Raw genomic sequence first — 19,607 nt, 5'->3', positions numbered from 1 at the left:
AAACTCGTGTCTCTGATCGCTTCTGACCACTTCCGCATCGTTGTCGGCCTCGGCAAGAGCGGCATGTCCCTGGTTCGCTTCCTGGCGAACCGGGGCGTGGCGTTTGCAGTGGCCGATACGCGGGAAAATCCACCGGAACTGGCCACGCTCAAGCGTGACTATCCGCACGTGGAAGTGCGTTGTGGCGAGCTGGACGTCGAATTCCTGTGCCGCGCCGACGAGCTCTACGTGAGCCCCGGCCTGGCGCTGGCGACCCCGGCCCTGCAGGCCGCCGCCGCACGTGGCGTGAAATTGTCCGGTGACATCGAGCTGTTCGCGCGTAACGCGAAGGCGCCGATCGTGGCCATCAGCGGTTCCAACGCGAAAAGCACCGTCACCACCCTGGTCGGCGAAATGGCGGCGGCGGCGGGCAAGCGTGTGGCCGTCGGCGGCAACCTCGGTACCCCGGCGCTGGATCTGCTGCGCGATGACGTCGAGCTGTACGTGATGGAGTTGTCGAGTTTCCAGCTGGAAACCACCGATCAACTCAACGCCGAAGTGGCGACCGTGCTCAACGTCAGCGAAGACCACATGGACCGTTACAGCGGTCTGCCGGCCTATCACCTGGCCAAACACCGGATCTTCCGTGGTGCCAGACAGTTCGTGGTCAATCGCCAGGATGCCCTGAGCCGTCCGTTGATGGGCGAGGGCCAGCCGTGCTGGACCTTCGGCCTGAGCAAACCGGATTTCAAAGCCTTCGGCATCCGTGAAGAAGACGGCGAGAAATACCTGGCCTTCGAATTCCAGAACCTGATGCCGGTGCGCGAATTGAAGATTCGCGGTGCCCACAACCAGTCCAACGCCCTGGCGGCCCTGGCCCTTGGCCATGCGGTCGGTCTGCCGTTCGATGCCATGCTGTCGAGCCTGCGCACCTTTGCCGGCCTCGAGCACCGCTGCCAATGGGTCCGCGACCTTGATGGCGTGGGTTACTACAACGACTCCAAGGCCACCAACGTAGGCGCCGCGCTGGCCGCCATCGAAGGCCTGGGCGCGGACATCGACGGCAAAGTCGTGCTGATCGCCGGCGGTGACGGCAAGGGTGCCGAGTTCAAGGACCTGCGCGATCCGGTGGCGGCCAACTGCCGCGCCGTGGTGCTGATGGGCCGCGACTCCGACAAGATCGGCGAGGCCATTGGCGACGCCGTTCCGCTGATCCGCGCCGCTTCCCTGGTCGAAGCCGTCGAACGATGCCGCGCCGCCGCCCAGCCGGGCGACGTAGTGCTGCTGTCGCCAGCCTGCGCCAGCTTCGACATGTTCAAGAACTACGAAGACCGTGGCCACCAGTTCGTCCAAGCCGTGGAGGATCTGGCATGAGCCTCAAAGGCATCATCAAGCCCTATCCATCGCCGCTCATCACCGGGCGCGGTATCGACCTCGACTTCCCGATGCTCGCCGGTTGCCTGACGCTGCTCGGCCTGGGACTGATCATGATTGCCTCGGCATCGACCGAAGTGGCGGCCGTGCAGTCGGGCAGCGCGCTGTATTACATGATCCGCCACCTTATTTACGCGGTGCTGGGCCTGGGTGCCTGCATCGTTACCATGATGATCCCGATCGCCACCTGGCAACGCCTGGGCTGGCTGATGCTGCTGGGTGCGTTCGGCTTGCTGATCATGGTGATCATTCCGGGGATCGGCCGTGAGGTTAATGGTTCGATGCGCTGGATCGGCTTCAGTTTCTTCAACGTCCAGCCTTCCGAGATCGCCAAGGTGTTCGTGGTGATCTACCTCGCCGGTTATCTGGTGCGTCGCCAGAAGGAAGTGCGTGAAAGCTGGATGGGCTTCTTCAAGCCGTTCATCGTACTGCTGCCGATGGCGGGCCTGCTGCTGATGGAGCCGGACTTCGGTGCAACGGTCGTGATGATGGGGGCCGCGGCGGCGATGCTGTTCCTTGGCGGCGTCGGGCTGTTCCGTTTTTCCCTGATGGTGGTCCTGGCCGTCGGCGCGGTGGTGCTGTTGATTCAAATGCAGCCGTATCGGATGGCGCGCCTGACCAACTTCGCCGATCCGTGGGCCGACCAGTTCGGTGCCGGTTATCAGTTGTCCCAGGCATTGATCGCTTTCGGTCGCGGTGAATGGTTCGGTGTCGGCCTGGGCAACAGCGTGCAGAAACAGTTCTACCTGCCTGAGGCCCACACTGACTTCGTGTTCTCGGTCCTGGCTGAAGAGCTGGGCGCGGTGGGTTCGTTGTGCACCGTGGCACTGTTCGTCTTCGTGTGTATTCGTGGCATGTACATCGGACTCTGGGCCGAGAAGGCCAAGCAGTTCTTCGCCGCCTATGTTGCCTACGGTCTGTCGTTCCTGTGGATCGGCCAGTTCCTGATCAACATCGGCGTGAACGTCGGCCTGTTGCCGACCAAGGGGCTGACCCTGCCGTTCCTCAGTTACGGCGGCAGTTCGTTGGTGATCTGCTGTGCCTGTCTCGGCTTGTTGCTGCGCATCGAGTGGGAAAGTCGAACCCACCTGGGCAGCGAGGAGATGGAGTTCCATGAGAGCGACTTCGCCGAGGAGCCGCACCATGGGCGCTAACGTGATGATCATGGCCGGCGGCACCGGGGGCCACGTGTTCCCGGCGCTGGCCTGTGCCCGCGAATTCCAGGCGCGCGGCTATACCGTGCACTGGCTCGGAACCCCGCGTGGCATCGAGAACGATCTGGTGCCGGCAGCCGGCATCGAACTGCACCGGATCAACGCCAGCGGTCTGCGCGGCAAGGGCAAATTGTCCCTGCTCAAGGCACCGTTCATGTTGTTCAAGTCGGTCTGGCAGGCACGGGCGATCATTCGCCGTCTGCAACCGGTCTGCGTCGTGGGCTTTGGTGGCTTTGTGACCGGCCCTGGCGGTGTCGCAGCCAAACTGGCCGGCGTGCCGGTGATCGTTCATGAACAGAACGCCGTGGCCGGTACCGCCAATCGGTTGCTGGTGCCGTTGGCCGCCCGAGTCTGTGAAGCGTTCCCCGACACCTTTACCCTGTCGGACAGCCGCCGGACCACCGGTAACCCGGTGCGCACCGAGCTGTTCCTCGAGACATTGCGACCTGCCCTGGCCGGTCGCAAGGCGCGTTTGCTGATCCTGGGCGGAAGCCTTGGCGCAGAGCCGTTGAACAAGTTGCTGCCTGAAGCCCTGTCGCAAGTCGCTGTCGACTTGCGTCCGGAAGTGTTCCATCAGGCCGGCAAAAACCACGATGAAGTGACTGCAGAGCGCTATCGCGCGGCTGGCGTCGAGGCGCAGGTGCAGCCCTTCATCAAAGACATGGCCCAAGCCTACAGCTGGGCCGACCTGGTGGTCTGTCGCGCAGGCGCGCTGACCATCAGTGAACTGGCCGCCGCCGGTCTGCCCTCGATGCTGGTGCCTTTGCCCCACGCCATCGACGATCACCAGACCCGCAACGCCGAATATTTGGCCCGTGAAGGCGCAGCCTTCCTGATGCCACAAAGAACGACTGGTGCAGCGGATCTTGCCGCTCGCCTGACAGAGGTCCTGATGCAACCACAACGACTCAACGAAATGGCTACCGCGGCACGCCGCCTCGCCAAACCCGATGCCACCCGTAACGTCGTCGATAGCTGCCTGGAGGTGGCCCATGGTTGAGAGTCAGAAAGCCATGCCACAACCGGAAATGCGCCGTATCCGTCGCATCCACTTCGTCGGTATCGGCGGTGTGGGCATGTGCGGGATCGCCGAAGTGCTGCTGAACCTGGGTTATGCAGTGTCCGGCTCCGACCTGAAGGCTTCGCCGGTGACTGAGCGTCTGGAGTCCTTCGGGGCGCAGATCTTCATCGGCCACCGTGCCGAGAACGCCGCTGCCGCCGACGTGCTGGTGGTGTCGAGTGCCGTGAACACGTCCAACCCGGAAGTCGCAACCGCACTGGAGCGCCGTATTCCGGTGGTGCCGCGTGCAGAAATGCTGGCTGAACTGATGCGCTACCGCCACGGCATCGCCGTTGCCGGTACCCACGGCAAAACCACCACCACCAGCCTGATCGCCTCGGTGTTCGCCGCCGGTGGCCTGGACCCGACGTTCGTCATCGGTGGCCGCCTGAATGCCGCGGGCACCAATGCCCAGCTTGGCACCAGTCGCTACCTGATCGCCGAAGCCGACGAAAGCGACGCCAGCTTCCTGCACTTGCAGCCGCTGGTGGCCGTGGTCACCAACATCGACGCCGATCACATGGCGACCTACGACGGTGACTTCAACAAGCTGAAGAAAACCTTCGTCGAGTTCCTGCACAACCTGCCGTTCTACGGCCTGGCGGTGGTGTGTCTGGACGATCCGGTGGTGCGTGAAATCCTCCCGCAGGTAAAGCGTCCGACTGTGACCTACGGCTTCGGCGAAGACTGCGACGTGCGCGCCATCAACGTGCGCCAGCAGGGCATGCAGACTTTCTTCACTGTGCTGCGCCCTGACCGCGAGCCGCTGGATGTGTCGGTGAACATGCCGGGCAACCACAACGTATTGAACGCACTGGCAACCATCTGCATCGCCACCGACGAAGGCGTCAGCGATGAAGCCATCGTCCAGGGCCTGTCCGGCTTCCAGGGTGTTGGCCGACGCTTCCAGGTCTATGGCGAACTGCCGGTTGACGGTGGCAACGTGATGCTGGTCGATGACTACGGTCACCACCCGACCGAAGTCGCGGCCGTGATCAAGGCCGTACGCGGTGGCTGGCCGGAGCGCCGCCTGGTGATGGTCTACCAGCCGCACCGTTACAGCCGCACCCGCGACCTGTACGACGATTTCGTCAATGTGCTGGCCGACGCCAACGTACTGCTGCTGATGGAGGTCTATCCGGCCGGCGAAGAGCCGATTCCGGGTGCCGACAGCCGCAAACTGTGCAACAGCATCCGTCAGCGTGGCCAGCTCGACCCGATCTACATCGAGCGTGGTGTCGACCTCGCGCCAGTGGTCAAGCCGCTGCTGCGTGCCGGCGACATCCTGCTGTGCCAGGGCGCCGGTGATATCGGTGGTCTCGCACCGAAACTGTTGAAAAGCGAGTTGTTCGCCGGCGCCGTTGCCGCACCGGAGAAGGGGAAGTTGAAATGACTGCTGCCTACGCCAACCTGGTCTCCACGATCGCGCCGAAAGACTTCGGCCGCGTCGCCGTGCTGTTCGGCGGCAAGAGCGCCGAGCGCGAGGTGTCCCTGAAGTCGGGCAACGCGGTTCTCGACGCGCTGCTTAGCGCCGGTGTCGACGCGTTCGGCCTCGACGTGGGCGATGACCTGCTGCAGCGTCTGCAGAGCGAAAAGATCGACCGCGCCTTCATCATCCTCCACGGTCGTGGCGGTGAAGACGGCAGCATGCAGGGCCTGCTCGAATGCCTGGGCATTCCGTACACCGGCAGCGGCATCCTGGCGTCGGCCCTGGCGATGGACAAACTGCGCACCAAGCAGGTCTGGCACAGCCTGGGCATTCCGACGCCACGTCACGCAGTCCTTTGCAGCGAGGCCGATTGTATTTCGGCAGCGACGGAACTGGGCTTCCCTTTGATCGTCAAACCGGCCCATGAAGGTTCAAGTATCGGTATGGCCAAAGTGAGTTCCGCGTCCGAATTGATCGACGCATGGAAAGCGGCCAGTACCTACGATTCGCAAGTGTTGGTCGAGCAATGGATTCACGGTCCGGAGTTCACCATCGCCACTCTGCGTGACCAGGTGTTGCCTCCGATTGCCCTGGGCACGACGCACAGCTTCTACGACTACGACGCCAAGTACATCGCCAACGATACCCAGTACCGCATTCCATGTGGTCTGGACCGCGTCAAGGAACAGGAACTCATGGAACTCACGGCGAAAGCCTGTGAAGCGCTGGGTATCGCCGGTTGGGGCAGGGCAGACGTGATGCAGGACGCCGAAGGGCAGTTCTGGTTCCTGGAAGTCAACACCGCACCGGGCATGACCGATCACAGCCTGGTGCCGATGGCGGCCCGTGCCGCCGGTCTGGATTTCCAGCAACTGGTCCTGGCCATTCTGGCCGAGAGCGTTGCCGGCAATGCTGCCGGTTACCAAGAGTCGACGAGAGGTTAAGGCCATGCAAGGCGCTCAGCTCAGACATCAGCCTCCCGCACCCGGCCGCAAGCCGGTGCCACGGGGTGCCAGCCGAATGGTGGCCAAAGAGCCGATGTCCGCGCGCCTGCCGAAAGCCAACTTCGGTTTTCTCAAAGCGTTGTTCTGGCCGGTGCTGCTGGTGGCCTTGGGGTTCGGTACTTACGAAGGCGCGACACGCTTGTTGCCGTATGCCGACCGGCCGATCTCCAGGATCAACGTGCAGGGCGACCTGAGTTACATCAGCCAGCAAGCGGTGCAGCAGCGGATCGCCCCGTACGTGGCGTCGAGCTTCTTCACCATCGACCTGGCGAGCATGCGCACCGAGCTTGAAACGATGCCATGGATTGCCCACGCCGAAGTGCGTCGGGTGTGGCCGGATCAAGTGGTGATCCGCCTGGAAGAACAACTGCCGGTGGCCCGTTGGGGTGACGAATCGCTGTTGAACAACCAGGGCCAGGCCTTCACCCCGCGCGAGCTGGCGAACTACGAACACTTGCCTCAGCTGTTCGGCCCGCAGCGGGCCCAGCAGCAGGTGATGCAGCAATACCAGGTGTTGAGTCAGATGCTCCGGCCTCTGGGCTTCTCGATTGCACGCCTGGAGTTGCGTGAACGCGGCAGCTGGTTCCTGACCACCGGACCCGGAAGTGCCGGCCCGGGGATCGAACTGCTGCTCGGACGCGGCAACCAGGTGGAAAAGATGCGCCGCTTCATCGCCATCTATGACAAGACGCTCAAAGAACAGATTACGAACATTGCGCGCATCGATCTGCGCTACGCCAACGGCCTCGCCGTTGGCTGGCGGGAACCTGTAGCGCCCACGGCAGCCCAACCCGCTGTCGCGAAGAATTAAGAAGAGGCAGGACCCATGGCAAACGTGCAAAGCGGCAAAATGATCGTCGGTCTCGATATCGGCACCTCCAAGGTGGTGGCGCTGGTAGGCGAGGTCGCGGACGACGGCACGCTGGAAATCGTCGGGATCGGTACCCATCCGTCCCGTGGCCTGAAAAAAGGCGTGGTGGTGAATATCGAATCCACCGTGCAATCGATCCAGCGCGCCATCGAAGAAGCGCAGTTGATGGCCGGTTGCCGCATTCACTCGGCATTCGTCGGCGTGGCCGGCAATCACATCCGCAGCCTGAACTCCCACGGCATCGTGGCGATTCGTGATCGCGAAGTCAGCTCGGCCGACCTCGAACGCGTGCTCGACGCTGCCCAGGCCGTGGCGATCCCGGCTGACCAGCGCGTGCTGCACACCTTGCCGCAAGACTACGTGATCGATAACCAGGAAGGCGTCCGCGAGCCGCTGGGCATGTCCGGCGTGCGTCTGGAAGCCAAGGTCCACGTGGTCACCTGCGCCGTCAATGCCGCGCAGAACATCGAAAAATGCGTGCGTCGCTGCGGCCTGGAAATCGACGACATCATTCTCGAGCAGCTGGCTTCCGCCTACTCGGTGCTGACCGACGACGAGAAAGAGCTGGGCGTGTGCCTGGTGGACATCGGTGGCGGTACCACCGACATCGCGATCTTCACCGAAGGTGCGATCCGTCACACCGCGGTCATCCCGATTGCCGGCGACCAGGTGACCAACGACATCGCCATGGCGTTGCGCACTCCGACCCAGTACGCCGAAGAAATCAAGATTCGCTACGCCTGCGCCCTGGCCAAACTGGCCGGTGCCGGTGAAACCATCAAGGTGCCAAGCGTTGGCGACCGTCCACCACGCGAACTGTCCCGCCAGGCCCTGGCCGAAGTGGTCGAGCCGCGCTACGACGAACTGTTCACGCTGATCCAGGCCGAACTGCGCCGCAGCGGCTACGAAGATCTGATCCCGGCCGGCATCGTGCTGACCGGCGGTACCGCGAAGATGGAAGGTGCCACTGAACTGGCCGAGGAAATCTTCCACATGCCGGTGCGCCTGGGCGTACCGCATGGCGTGAAAGGTCTGGATGACGTAGTACGCAACCCGATCTATTCCACCGGCGTCGGCCTGTTGATGTACGGCCTGCAGAAGCAGTCCGATGGCATCTCGTTCTCGGGCATCGGCAGCCGCGACAGCTACAGCAACGAAGAGCCACAGGCTCCGCTGCTGGACCGCCTGAAGAAGTGGGTCCAGGGCAATTTCTGAAGATTTACCGCAACACCGTTACACCGAAGCACGCAGTAGGCGAAAAAACTAGAGAATGTAAAGGAGAGGGAAAATGTTCGAACTCGTAGACAACATCCCCGCAAGCCCGGTAATCAAAGTTATCGGTGTCGGCGGTGGCGGCGGCAACGCTGTCAACCACATGGTCAAGAGCAACATCGAAGGCGTCGAGTTCATCTGCGCCAACACCGATGCTCAAGCGCTGAAAAACATCGGCGCGCGTACCATCCTGCAACTGGGCACCGGCGTGACCAAGGGCCTGGGCGCTGGCGCCAACCCTGAAGTCGGCCGTCAAGCTGCTCTGGAAGACCGTGAGCGCATTGCCGAAGTCCTGCAGGGCACCAACATGGTGTTCATCACCACTGGCATGGGCGGCGGTACCGGTACCGGTGCTGCGCCGATCATCGCCGAAGTGGCCAAGGAAATGGGCATCCTCACCGTTGCGGTGGTGACCCGTCCATTCCCGTTCGAAGGCCGCAAGCGTATGCAGATCGCCGACGAAGGCATCCGCATGCTCTCCGAAAGCGTCGACTCGTTGATCACCATTCCCAACGAGAAGCTGCTGACCATCCTCGGTAAAGACGCCAGCCTGCTGTCGGCTTTCGCCAAGGCTGACGATGTACTGGCCGGTGCCGTTCGCGGTATCTCCGACATCATCAAGCGTCCGGGCATGATCAACGTCGACTTCGCCGACGTGCGTACAGTGATGAGCGAAATGGGCATGGCGATGATGGGCACTGGCTGCGCCAGCGGTCCGAACCGTGCACGCGAGGCCACCGAAGCGGCCATTCGCAACCCGCTGCTGGAAGACGTGAACCTGCAAGGCGCTCGCGGCATCCTGGTAAACATTACCGCCGGTCCGGATCTGTCCCTGGGCGAATACTCCGACGTGGGCAGCATCATCGAGGCATTCGCTTCGGAACACGCGATGGTCAAGGTCGGTACCGTTATCGATCCGGACATGCGCGACGAGCTGCACGTGACTGTCGTTGCAACCGGTCTGGGCGCTAAAATCGAGAAGCCTGTGAAGGTCATCGACAATACCGTTCACACTTCGATGGCTGCACAGCCACAACAACAGGCCCCTGTTCGTCAGGAAGCTCCAGCGGTGAACTACCGTGACCTGGACCGTCCGACCGTCATGCGCAACCAGGCCCAGGCCGGTGCTGCGACTGCCGCGAAGATGAATCCGCAAGATGACCTGGACTACCTGGACATCCCGGCTTTCCTGCGTCGTCAGGCCGATTGATGAAATGTATCAGGGCTATGAAGGTGATTGGTGTTCAGCAAAGGCGTGGTCTGCTATCATCGCCAGCCTTTGTTGATACCAGTTCGCAATTTGCGCTGAAGCGGCCCATGCCATGATTAAACAACGCACCCTGAAGAATATTATCCGTGCCACAGGTGTCGGCCTGCACTCCGGGGAGAAGGTCTATCTGACCCTCAAGCCAGCGCCTGTCGACACTGGCATTGTGTTTTGTCGCGCCGACCTCGATCCCGTGGTGCAGATTCCTGCCCGCGCGGAAAACGTTGGTGAAACCACTATGTCGACCACGCTCGTTAACGGTGACGTCAAAGTGGACACGGTAGAGCACTTGCTCTCGGCCATGGCAGGCCTGGGCATCGATAACGCCTACGTCGAGCTCTCCGCGTCCGAAGTCCCGATCATGGATGGTAGCGCCGGACCTTTCGTATTCCTGATTCAATCGGCTGGCCTGGAAGAACAGGACGCCGCCAAGAAGTTCATCCGCATCCTGCGTGAAGTGACAGTGGAAGATGGCGACAAGCGCGCTACTTTCGTCCCTTTCGAAGGGTTCAAAGTGAGCTTCGAGATCGATTTCGATCACCCGGTTTTCCGTGACCGCACCCAAAGTGCAAGCGTGGATTTTTCCAGCACTTCGTTCGTAAAAGAAGTCAGCCGCGCCCGTACCTTTGGTTTCATGAGTGACATCGAGTACCTGCGCAAGCACAACCTCGCACTCGGCGGCAGTGTTGAAAACGCTATTGTGGTCGACGCCGATGGCGTACTGAACGAAGACGGCCTTCGCTATGAAGACGAATTCGTGAAGCACAAGATTCTCGATGCAATTGGTGACCTCTACCTGCTGGGCAATAGCCTGATTGGTGAGTTCAAGGGCTTCAAGTCCGGCCACGCACTGAACAACCAGCTGCTGCGCAAGTTGATTGAGCAGACAGATGCCTGGGAAGTCGTGACGTTCGAAGACGCCAGCACTGCACCGATCTCTTACATGCGCCCGGTTGCGGCCGTGTAAGCAAAAAACCTCTCTAGTTTTTTAAAGGCTACCTTCGGGTGGCCTTTTTTTATGTCCTGATTTTGATGGTGGCAGTGAAGGCCCCTTCGTCGGAACGCCGCCCGGAGCAAGCCCGCTCCCACAGGGGGGCGCAATCAACTGTGGGAGCGGGCTTGCTCGCGAAGAGGCCAGTCGGTTCAGCATAGAATTCAGCTGGCATACACCACCCGGTTACGCCCCCTCTCCTTGGCCTGATACAGCGCCTTGTCCGCACTGAATAGCAACTGTTCCAGGGTGATATCGCTGGTCGCCGTCCAGGTGGCAATACCGATACTCACGCTCATCGGCCGCTCACCGACGTCGACCAGTGGCAGTTTTTGTACAGCCTCACGAATATGTTCGGCAATCTGCCGTGCACCGTCACCGCTTGTTTCGGCCAGGACCACCGAAAACTCTTCGCCCCCGTAGCGCGCCACCAGGTCTGTGGGGCGGTGGACATTGGCACTGATGACCTCGGCCAATGCCCGTAACGCTTCGTCGCCGGCCTGATGCCCGTGCCGGTCATTGAAGGCCTTGAAGTGATCGGCATCGATCATCAGCAACGACAACGGCTTGCCACTGCGCTGCGCGCGAAACCATTCATGGCGCAGGGTCTGATCAAGAGATCGGCGGTTGGCCACGCCGGTCAAGGCATCGGTGGCCGCCAGTTGCGCCAATTCCTGCTCGGCACTCTGGCGCAGGCGCAACTCGCGGCAGAGCAGCCAGGTCAACCACAGCAAACCTATGCACAAAACCCCGGTAGCACCGCTGATCACATAGGCCGTACGGTTCCAGGTGGCGAACACCTCATCCACAGAAAGCGCCACGATGACAGTCAGCGGCAGGTTGCCGACCCGGGTAAAGGTGTACAAGCGCCGTTGATGGTCGACGCTCGACACACTTTCAAAGGTGCCATTGCGCTCCTGCAGCATGCGTACGACGTTGGGGCGGCTGGAGAAGCTTTTGCCGATGGAGTTCGGTTCCCGGTACGGCTTCTGCGCCAGGAGGATCCCGTCATTGTTGATGATGCCCAGCGTGCTGCCGGTGCCGATGTCGAGGCTGTTGAACAACTGATCGAAGTAGCTCATGCGCATCGAGGCTACCGCAACCCCCAGAAACTCACCCGTGGGCGAGGAAATGCGCCGGCTGAAACTGATGCGCCATTGGTCGCTGTCATCGCAGTCGCAGCGCGGCTTGAACGGTCGGCTGATAAACATGCCGGTATCACGATTGAAGACATGGGCCAGGAAATAATCGCGGTCAGCGAAGTTACCCGGTTTCGGTTCGATCAACGATGAGTCGGCCAGCACGTCGCCGTGCTTGTCCAGCAGCAGGATGTCGCCCTTGTAGCGCGCGGTGGTGGAGCGGTCGAACAGCGCCAGATGACGAATCTGCGGCGAAACCTGTTTCAGGTCGTCCCGTTGGGCAGCGGCGATCAGGCCCTGCAAGGTCAGATCATAGAGCTCGACCGTACGCAGGACATCGGCATCGATCAGTTGCGCAATGGTGGTCGCGCTGCGTGTGGCGATTTGCTGAGCGTAGGCGTGTTCGCGGATCAGCAGAAAAGTGACGATGCACAGGATCGAGATGACCGTCAGGGTGCTGCCGAAGATCACCATGATCTCGGGTCGCCCGGACGGGCCTAGAAAATGTGGGGTGCGGCTTGCGGTCATAGGGCTGACGTCTGCTAAAGGGACGTTGTAAGCGTAGTTGCATTAACGTAGCAGCCGGGTGAATCGTGCCTGTTGCTCTAACGACTGGTCAATGGCGTGGGCATCAGCGCTTGTCGTTGCGAAAATTGCAATGAAAGTTGAATCGCCATTATAAAAAAAGCCGCTGAAAGCAGCGGCTTTGCAGACAATTTTTCAAAGGGAAGAGCCGATGAACAGTGTCGTGGGAAGCGGGAGTGAACGGTGCAGATCAGCTGTCCTTCTCGACCTGTGGCCGGGCCTGATTGGTCGAGGCTTGCGGGGCTTGGGCGTCTTGCGCAGCCTTGGCCGTCATCTCGATCTGATGCTCTTCGAGCGCTGCAGCGCGTGCGGCGTTATGTGCGACGAAAGTCTGCGATTCTTCCGCCATCGCCAGTGGCGACAGGAACAAAGAGGACAAAACGAAAGCGCTGGCAATACCCATACTGTTGGACATCTTTAAAACCTTCTTGCTTGGCAAGTGCTGTTTGGTGCGGGCAAAGATAAGGATCTTGAGCGAGGGGAAAAAGAGCGGATTCATGAAAGGACTGTTGCTGTTATGGCAACAGTTGGTTGGTTGCACACTTGTGTTCAAGCCGGAACCAATGTGGGAGCGAGCTTGCTCGCGATAGCATCACCTCGGTTCAGAAGTTGCACCGAGTCGCTTGCATCGCGAGCAAGCTCGCTCCCACAAAGGAAGAGGGGGTCAGACAGGAAGATGAATGCCGAAGGTATTCATCCCATGGTCACTGCGCACGAACACATCGCCGCCATGCATCAACGCAATCGCCTTGACGATGGCCAGCCCAAGGCCATGGTTGTGGCCGCTGTTGCTGCGCGATGCATCGACCCGGTAGAAGCGTTCGAACAGCCGTGGCAGGTGTTCGTGGGCAATCGGTGAGCCGGGGTTGGCGACGCCGATGCTGACCTGATGTTCTGCGGCTTCAATGTGCACTTCAATCACCTGGCCGGGCGCAGTGTGCTGCACCGCGTTGTTCAGCAGATTGATCAACGCCCGGCGCAGATGGGCGATCTCGATGCTCACTTGCGCGTCACCACTGACCTCTACCTGGACCTGAGCGTCCTCGAGAATGAAGTCCAGATATTCCAGGGTCGTGGCCACTTCATCGGCCAGCGACGTGGACGTCAGTCTGGTTGCCTTGCTGCCCTGATCGGCACTGGCCAGGAACAGCATGTCGTTGATGATCGAACGCAGTCGCTCAAGCTCTTCGAGATTCGATTGCAGCACTTCGAAGTAATGCTCGGCGGAGCGTCCGCGGGTCAATGCAACCTGGGTCTGGCCGATCAGGTTGGTCAGTGGCGAGCGCAGTTCGTGGGCGACGTCGGCATTGAACGATTCAAGGCGTGAGTAAGCCTGCTCGACCCGTTCCAGGGTCGAGTTGAAGGAGCTGACGAATTGATCGAGTTCCGGGGGCAACGGTGACAATCGCAGGCGTCCCGAGCGCAACGGCGGAGCCAGGCGCCGGGCTTCCTGGGACAGTTTGATCAGCGGCTTGAGGCCGATCCGCGCCACCCAGTAACCCAGTGCCGAGGCCAGCAGCACGCCGACAATCGCCAGGCTGATCAGCGCGATCAACAGTTGATGCTGGGTCTGGAAAAACGTCTCGGTGTCGATGGCGATCATGAAGCGCAGCGGTGGGCGCTGGTCCTTGGCCGGGAATTCGCTGACCAGCACTTTCAGCGGATAGGGGTGATCCGGCAGATGCATGTCGCGCATGCCCAGTGGCCCTTGGGCAAAGGTGCGGACCTGCGGGGTCAGGTTGCCGTATTCGTAATGCGGATCGCCACTGATGATCCAGAAGCTGATGCGCTTGTCTTCTTCGCTCAGCAGGTTGAGCTTGTTGTTGATCTTCACCCAATGCTCAGGCGTGCCGTAACGGCCGACCGTGGATTCGAGCACGCTGTAGCGCGCATCCAGCTCGGCTTCGGGCAACAGGCCCAGGCCTTTGTCGACCTGTTGGTACAACGCCCCGCCGATCAACAGGAACACCAGCAACGCCACCAGCGTGAACATCCCGCTCAGGCGCAAGGCGATGCTGTTACTGGACACCGCGGCTCTCCAGCACATAACCCATGCCGCGAATGGTGTGCAGCAGTTTCTCTTCGAAGGGTCCGTCAAGCTTGGCTCGCAGGCGTTTGATCGCGACTTCGACGACGTTGGCGTCGCTGTCGAAATTGATGTCCCAGACCATCTCGGCAATGGCGGTTTTCGAGAGGATTTCCCCCTGGCGCCGGGCAAGCACGCTGAGCAGCGAGAACTCCTTGGCGGTCAGGTCCAGCCTTGCGCCGCCGCGAGTAGCCTTGCGGCTGATCAAATCTATCCACAGGTCGGCAATGCTCACTTGCACCGGTTCATGACCGCCGCTGCGCCGGGTCAGCGCTTGCAGGCGTGCCACCAGCTCAAGGAAGGAAAACGGTTTGCCCAGGTAATCATCGGCCCCGTCACGCAGGCCTCTGATGCGATCTTCCACACGTTCGCGGGCGGTGAGCATGATCACCGGGGTCTGCTTGCGCGCACGCAAGGCGCGCAATACGCCGAAACCGTCGAGGCCCGGCAACATCACGTCCAGGACGATCACCGCGTAGTCGCTCTCCAGCGCCAGATGCAGGCCTTCGACCCCATCCTGCGCCAGGTCCACGGTGTAACCCTGTTCCGTCAGGCCGCGGTGCAGATAGTCCGCGGTTTTTTCCTCGTCTTCGATAATCAGGACGCGCATGACCCCGCCTCAGTCTGTGGTCGCCAGCGCCGGTACTGGCGAAGGTTTAGGCCGATGAAATAACCGCTCCAGCCACAAGTATATGACCGGCGTGGTGAACAGCGTCAGCGCCTGGCTCACCAGCAAGCCGCCGACTACCGCGATCCCCAGGGGTTGGCGCAACTCGGCGCCAGTGCCGTAGCCAAGCATCAGCGGCAGGGCGCCAAGCAGGGCGGCGAGGGTGGTCATGATGATCGGCCGGAACCGCGTGATGCAGGCCTTGAAGATCGCTTCTTCAGGCGACAGTCCGCCATTGCGCTGCGCGTCGAGGGCGAAGTCGATCATCAGGATGCCGTTTTTCTTGACGATACCGATCAACAGCACCAGCCCGATCAAGGCCATGATCGAAAAGTCCTGGCCGCAGATCCACAGCATGATCACTGCGCCGAGGCCCGCCGAAGGCAAGGTCGAAATGATCGTCAGCGGATGCACGAAGCTCTCGTAGAGCACGCCGAGAATGATGTACACCGCCAACAGCGCCGCCAGGATCAGCCACGGCTGGCTGGCCAGCGAACTTTGGAACGCCTGGGCTGCGCCCTGGAAATTACCGCTGATGGCGGTTGGCATGCCGATGTCGGCCTTGGCCTGGTCGAGCATGATCACCGCATCGCCCAAAGCCACGCCGGGCGCCAGGTTGAACGACAGGTTGGCGGCCGGGAACATGCCGTCATGGGCGATGGACAGTGGGCCGATGGTTGGCGCATCGAACCTGGCCAGGGCCGACAGCGGTACCATTTCCCCGCTCAGGGGTGAGCGCAGGTAGAAATAGTTGAGGCTTTCGGCTTTGCCACGTTGCTGTGTGTCCAGCTCCAGGATCACATTGTACTGGTTGACCTGGGTCTGGAATTCATTGATCTGTCGCTGGCCGAAGGCATCGTACAGGGCTTCGTCGACGTCGCTGGCGGTCAGGCCGAAACGCGCCGCGGCGCTGCGGTCGATGCTGATGTGGGTGATGCTGCCGCCCAGTTGCAAATCGTTGGAAACATCGCGGAAGGCCGGGTTGGCGCGCAGTTTTTCCGTCAGGCGCTGGGTCCAGGTGCTCAGGGTCGGGCCATCGTTGCTCTTGAGCACATACTGATACTGAGCACGGCTCGGGCCTGAACTGAGGTTTATGTCCTGGCCGGCGCGCAGGTACAGGACGATGCCCGGTACTTTCATCAGTTGCGGACGAATCCGGTCGATGAACTGACTGGCCGAGACATCGCGGTCGCTGCGTTTTTTCAGGGTGATCCAGAAACGGCCGTTGGCGATGGTCTGGTTGCTGCCGGAGACACCGACCGAGTGCGAGAACGTTTCCACAGCAGGGTCGGCGGCGACGATTTCCGCCATGGCGAGGTGTTTTTTCACCATGTCGCCGTAGGAAATGTCAGCAGCGGCTTCGGTGGTGCCGAGGACGAAGCCGGTGTCCTGGATCGGGAAGAAGCCTTTAGGAATGAAGATGTAGCCGGCGACGGCCAGACCCAGCGACAAAGCGAACACGCCGATCATCGTTTTCTGATGGGCGAGGGCGCGGCGCAGGCCTTTTTCGTACCAGGCCAACAGACGCTCACCAAAGCCCGGTTTGTCGTGGGCATGATGCACTGGCGCGCGCATGAACAGCGCGGCCAGGGTTGGCGCCAGGGTCAGCGACACCACCACCGAAATCAAGATGGTCGAGGTGGCGGTCAGGGCGAACTCCTTGAACAGTCGCCCGACCACGCCCCCCATGAACAGCAACGGAATGAACGCCGCCACCAGCGAAAAGCTGATCGACACCACGGTGAAACCAATCTCGCCCGCGCCCTTGATCGCCGCTTCGCGCATGCCGTCGCCGGCCTCCAGGTGCCGGTGAATGTTTTCCACCACCACGATCGCATCATCGACCACAAAGCCCACGGCCACCACGATCGCCACCAGCGTCAGGTTGTTCAGGCTGAAGCCCATGACGTACATCAGCGCAAAACTGGCGACCAGCGAAACCCCCAGCACCGCCGACACAATCAGGGTCGCCGACAACTGGCGCAGGAACAGCGCCATCACCGCCACCACCAGCATGATCGCGATCAGCAGGGTGATTTCCACTTCATGCAGGGACGCGCGAATGGTCTGGGTCCGGTCGATCAGCACCTTGACCTGCACCGAGGCGGGGAGCATCGCTTCCAGCGCCGGCAAGGCGGCCTGGATACGGTCCACGGTTTCGACGATGTTGGCGCCCGGTTGGCGGAAGATCACCAGGTTCACCCCCGGTTGTGAGCCCGCCCAAGCCTGGACGTAGGCATCTTCCGATCCGTTGACGACTTTGGCGACATCGCGCAGATGAACCGGCGCGCCGTCCTTGTAGGAAACAATCAGCTGGCTGTAGTCCTCCGGGTGGAACAACTGGTCGTTGGTGGACAGGGTCGAGATGCTCGACTCCCCGTACAGCGCACCCTTGGCCAGGTTGAGGCTGGTCTGCTGGATCGCCAGGCGGATGTCGGCAAGGGTCAGGCCGATGGCGGCGAGTTTGTCCGCCGAAACCTGGACGCGGATCGCCGGACGCTGCTGACCGGTGATGGCGACCTGGCCTACACCGTCGACCTGACTGAGCTGACGGGACAACAGGGTTTCCGTCAGGTCGCTGAGCTCCGGACCGGGCATCAGCGAGGAGTTGACGCTGAGGATCAGCACCGGGCTGTCGGCCGGGTTGACCTTGCGCCAGGTCGGCAGGTTCGGCATGTCCTTGGGCAGCTTGCCCGCGGCCGTATTGATCGCCGCCTGCACTTCCTGGGCGGCGGTGTCGATGCTCTTGTCGAGGGTGAATTGCAGGGTCAGGATGGTCGAGCCCAGTGCACTGCTCGAGGTCATCTGGGTCACGCCGGGAATGGCACTGAATTGCACTTCAAGGGGGGTGGCCACCGAGGAGGCCATGGTTTCCGGGCTGGCGCCGGGCAACTGCGCGGCCACCTGGATGGTCGGGAATTCTGCCTCCGGCAACGGCGCTACCGGCAGGCGCGGAAAGGCGATGACGCCCAGCAGCACCAGGGCGAACGTCAGCAGAACCGTGGCCACCGGGTGGTCGATGCACCAGGCGGATACCGAACCGTGGCCCTTCATTGTGCCGCCTCCGATTGCACCACTTGCGGCGGCTCGGTCATCACCTGCACCGTCGACCCTGGTTTGAGCCGCGACTGACCATCGCTGACCAGTACATCACCCGGTTTCACACCCTTGATGATGTCCTGGCCACTGCCTTGATAGACCATTTGCACCTGGACGGCTTCGACCTTGTCGCCATTGACCCGGTACACGAAGTGCTGGTCGAGGCCGCGTTGTACGACCGTCGGCGGCACCACCAGCGCATCTTTATCCAGGGCTGTCTGAATCTTTACCGTCACCAGCAGACCCGGCCACAGCTTCTGCCCCGGATTGTCGAACTCGGCCTTGGCGCGGATGGTGCCAGTGTTGGCATTGATCTGGTTGTCGATCAGGGTCAGGTGACCTTCGCCGAGCAGGTTGCCGGTTTCGCCGTCGGTGTCAGCTCCGATGTAGGCCTTGACCCGAGCGTGCTGCGGGTCGTTGATCAGGCCCTGCAAGGTCGGCAGCATTTGCTGCGGCAGGGAGAACTCCACGGCGATCGGGTCGATCTGGGTCACGGTGAACAGGCCTTGGGTGTCGGTCATGCGCAGGAAGTTGCCTTCATCCACGGTGCGAATGCCGACGCGACCGGTCACTGGGGAGCGAATCTGTGTGTAGGAAAGTTGTACCTGAGCTGCGTCGATTGAAGCCTGATTGCCTTGGGCGGTGGCTTTGAGTTGGTTCACCAGCGCCTGTTGCTGGTCGTAGGTCTGCTTGGAAACGCCGTCGTCAACGCTCAGCAGTTTGTAGCGTTTAAGGTTGACCAGCGCCACTTGCAGCTGCGCCTGGCTTTCGCCCAGCTGTGCCCGGGCCTGGTCGAGGCTGGCGCGGATCGAGCGGTCGTCGATGGTGGCCAGCAGGTCGTCTTTTTTCACCAGTTGGCCTTCCTTGACCATGATTTTGGTGAGGATGCCGTCGATTTGCGGACGGACCACGACGCTGTGCAGGGACAGCACCGACCCGATGCCGCTGACATAGCGTGGCACGTCTTTTTCGGCGACGGCGACCACGCGCACCGGGATGGCGGTGGGGGTGGCGAGTTTGGTCTTGACCGGTTTGGTGGCATACCACAGGCCCAGCGCTGCCAAGACGATCAGAAGGGCGACAAGCAGGGCGGGTTTTTTCTGGATTCGCATGCGAGTGAGGCGCCGGGGCTGGGTGGTCGGTAGGTGAGTAAGGTAGTTTCCTTTATAAACCTGTTTGCTGGTCAGGAGGGTGACTGCTAACTGACGGCGCTGTCAGTTTGTGTGTCTTGGCGGCCTTTCAGCCGACCATGTTCTTGGTTGACCGAGTACATATCCGTTTCTTTGGTAATGGCGGCTTATGGTTCCGCCCTTTCGGCGGGTTACTTGGAAGAGCGGAACGCCGCCCGGCCTGTAGGAGCGAGCTTGCTCGCGATGGAGGTCAACGATGATGCGGGGAGCCTGACACCCCGCGGTGCTCTCAGGTTTTTCGTCGGAACGCCGCCCGGAGCAAGCTCGCTCCTACAGAGCCCGCCGCCATCGGCCATCCATGCCGGGTTGCCCACTACGCA

Annotated in this window: 15 protein-coding genes; 9 read left to right on the top strand and 6 right to left on the bottom strand. The window is 61.4% G+C overall.

The window, feature by feature from the left end:
• Window positions 1-6 precede the first annotated feature (6 nt).
• The 9 genes from murD to lpxC all read left to right on the top strand — a co-directional run bounded on the left by murD (window position 7) and on the right by lpxC (window position 10,497).
• Entirely contained in the window at window positions 7-1,353 is a 1,347-nt protein-coding gene (murD, locus tag ACXX83_RS19920; RefSeq protein ID WP_015096765.1) for a UDP-N-acetylmuramoyl-L-alanine--D-glutamate ligase, read from the top strand.
• The gene (gene ftsW, locus ACXX83_RS19915; RefSeq protein WP_015096764.1) at window positions 1,350-2,567 is read left to right on the top strand and encodes a putative lipid II flippase FtsW; all 1,218 of its coding nucleotides are present in this window, start codon (window positions 1,350-1,352) and stop codon (window positions 2,565-2,567) included. The genes murD and ftsW overlap by 4 nt, the downstream gene beginning before the upstream one ends.
• On the top strand, window positions 2,557-3,627 hold the full coding sequence (gene murG / locus ACXX83_RS19910; RefSeq protein WP_126047474.1) for an undecaprenyldiphospho-muramoylpentapeptide beta-N-acetylglucosaminyltransferase: 1,071 nt from the start codon (window positions 2,557-2,559) through the stop codon (window positions 3,625-3,627). Before ftsW ends, murG begins: the two co-directional genes overlap by 11 nt.
• Complete coding sequence (gene murC / locus ACXX83_RS19905; protein ID WP_007989894.1) at window positions 3,620-5,080, top strand: UDP-N-acetylmuramate--L-alanine ligase; 1,461 nt, start codon at window positions 3,620-3,622, stop codon at window positions 5,078-5,080. The genes murG and murC overlap by 8 nt, the downstream gene beginning before the upstream one ends.
• Window positions 5,077-6,060, top strand: coding sequence for a D-alanine--D-alanine ligase (locus ACXX83_RS19900; protein ID WP_217836323.1), 984 nt, complete (start codon window positions 5,077-5,079; stop codon window positions 6,058-6,060). The genes murC and ACXX83_RS19900 overlap by 4 nt, the downstream gene beginning before the upstream one ends.
• A 4-nt stretch (window positions 6,061-6,064) precedes the next feature.
• Window positions 6,065-6,931, top strand: a complete 867-nt coding sequence (locus ACXX83_RS19895; RefSeq protein ID WP_015096761.1) for a cell division protein FtsQ/DivIB — start codon at window positions 6,065-6,067, stop codon at window positions 6,929-6,931.
• A gap of 15 nt (window positions 6,932-6,946) precedes the next feature.
• Complete coding sequence (gene ftsA / locus ACXX83_RS19890) at window positions 6,947-8,206, top strand: cell division protein FtsA (RefSeq protein WP_007972611.1); 1,260 nt, start codon at window positions 6,947-6,949, stop codon at window positions 8,204-8,206.
• A 73-nt stretch (window positions 8,207-8,279) separates the two neighbouring features.
• Window positions 8,280-9,473 (top strand): cell division protein FtsZ, encoded by a 1,194-nt coding sequence (ftsZ, locus tag ACXX83_RS19885; protein WP_007972612.1) that lies wholly within the window; start codon window positions 8,280-8,282, stop codon window positions 9,471-9,473.
• Window positions 9,474-9,585: 112 nt separating this feature from the next.
• Window positions 9,586-10,497 carry a UDP-3-O-acyl-N-acetylglucosamine deacetylase gene (gene lpxC / locus ACXX83_RS19880; protein ID WP_007939852.1) on the top strand — a complete coding sequence of 304 codons (912 nt, stop codon included), beginning with the start codon at window positions 9,586-9,588 and terminating at the stop codon, window positions 10,495-10,497.
• A gap of 188 nt (window positions 10,498-10,685) precedes the next feature.
• Here the strand turns inward: lpxC and ACXX83_RS19875 are convergent, their stop codons facing one another.
• The 6 genes from ACXX83_RS19875 to ACXX83_RS19850 form a co-directional block, all read right to left on the bottom strand.
• On the bottom strand, window positions 10,686-12,188 hold the full coding sequence (locus tag ACXX83_RS19875) for a sensor domain-containing diguanylate cyclase (protein WP_458549411.1): 1,503 nt from the start codon (window positions 12,186-12,188) through the stop codon (window positions 10,686-10,688).
• Between the two features lie 247 nt (window positions 12,189-12,435).
• Window positions 12,436-12,660 carry a hypothetical protein gene (locus tag ACXX83_RS19870; RefSeq protein WP_217838470.1) on the bottom strand — a complete coding sequence of 75 codons (225 nt, stop codon included), beginning with the start codon at window positions 12,658-12,660 and terminating at the stop codon, window positions 12,436-12,438.
• A 249-nt stretch (window positions 12,661-12,909) separates the two neighbouring features.
• Window positions 12,910-14,274 carry a heavy metal sensor histidine kinase gene (locus tag ACXX83_RS19865; RefSeq protein WP_458549410.1) on the bottom strand — a complete coding sequence of 455 codons (1,365 nt, stop codon included), beginning with the start codon at window positions 14,272-14,274 and terminating at the stop codon, window positions 12,910-12,912.
• The gene (locus ACXX83_RS19860; RefSeq protein ID WP_015096757.1) at window positions 14,264-14,941 is read right to left on the bottom strand and encodes a heavy metal response regulator transcription factor; all 678 of its coding nucleotides are present in this window, start codon (window positions 14,939-14,941) and stop codon (window positions 14,264-14,266) included. Before ACXX83_RS19860 ends, ACXX83_RS19865 begins: the two co-directional genes overlap by 11 nt.
• Before the next feature lie 9 nt (window positions 14,942-14,950).
• Window positions 14,951-18,052 carry a multidrug efflux RND transporter permease subunit gene (locus ACXX83_RS19855; RefSeq protein ID WP_458549409.1) on the bottom strand — a complete coding sequence of 1,034 codons (3,102 nt, stop codon included), beginning with the start codon at window positions 18,050-18,052 and terminating at the stop codon, window positions 14,951-14,953.
• Window positions 18,049-19,209, bottom strand: coding sequence for an efflux RND transporter periplasmic adaptor subunit (locus ACXX83_RS19850; protein ID WP_015096755.1), 1,161 nt, complete (start codon window positions 19,207-19,209; stop codon window positions 18,049-18,051). The genes ACXX83_RS19855 and ACXX83_RS19850 overlap by 4 nt, the downstream gene beginning before the upstream one ends.
• Window positions 19,210-19,607: the final 398 nt, after the last annotated feature.

The sequence above is a fragment of the Pseudomonas sp. GNP012 genome (genome assembly GCF_054343835.1).
The sequence above is the reverse complement of the archived record's forward strand: the minus strand, read 5'-3'. Positions and strand labels throughout refer to the sequence as shown.

Excerpts from the sequence above, each read along its gene's own strand:
- ftsW (WP_015096764.1), top strand. The coding sequence starts at position 1,350 with ATGAGCCTCAAAGGCATCATCAAGCCCTATCCATCGCCGCTCATCACC.
- ACXX83_RS19860 (WP_015096757.1), bottom strand. The coding sequence starts at position 14,941 with ATGCGCGTCCTGATTATCGAAGACGAGGAAAAAACCGCGGACTATCTG.
- ACXX83_RS19850 (WP_015096755.1), bottom strand. The coding sequence starts at position 19,209 with ATGCGAATCCAGAAAAAACCCGCCCTGCTTGTCGCCCTTCTGATCGTC.
- ftsZ (WP_007972612.1), top strand. The coding sequence starts at position 8,280 with ATGTTCGAACTCGTAGACAACATCCCCGCAAGCCCGGTAATCAAAGTT.
- ftsA (WP_007972611.1), top strand. The coding sequence starts at position 6,947 with ATGGCAAACGTGCAAAGCGGCAAAATGATCGTCGGTCTCGATATCGGC.
- ACXX83_RS19875 (WP_458549411.1), bottom strand. The coding sequence starts at position 12,188 with ATGACCGCAAGCCGCACCCCACATTTTCTAGGCCCGTCCGGGCGACCC.
- ACXX83_RS19870 (WP_217838470.1), bottom strand. The coding sequence starts at position 12,660 with ATGTCCAACAGTATGGGTATTGCCAGCGCTTTCGTTTTGTCCTCTTTG.
- ACXX83_RS19895 (WP_015096761.1), top strand. The coding sequence starts at position 6,065 with ATGCAAGGCGCTCAGCTCAGACATCAGCCTCCCGCACCCGGCCGCAAG.
- lpxC (WP_007939852.1), top strand. The coding sequence starts at position 9,586 with ATGATTAAACAACGCACCCTGAAGAATATTATCCGTGCCACAGGTGTC.
- ACXX83_RS19855 (WP_458549409.1), bottom strand. The coding sequence starts at position 18,052 with ATGAAGGGCCACGGTTCGGTATCCGCCTGGTGCATCGACCACCCGGTG.
- ACXX83_RS19900 (WP_217836323.1), top strand. The coding sequence starts at position 5,077 with ATGACTGCTGCCTACGCCAACCTGGTCTCCACGATCGCGCCGAAAGAC.
- murG (WP_126047474.1), top strand. The coding sequence starts at position 2,557 with ATGGGCGCTAACGTGATGATCATGGCCGGCGGCACCGGGGGCCACGTG.
- murC (WP_007989894.1), top strand. The coding sequence starts at position 3,620 with ATGGTTGAGAGTCAGAAAGCCATGCCACAACCGGAAATGCGCCGTATC.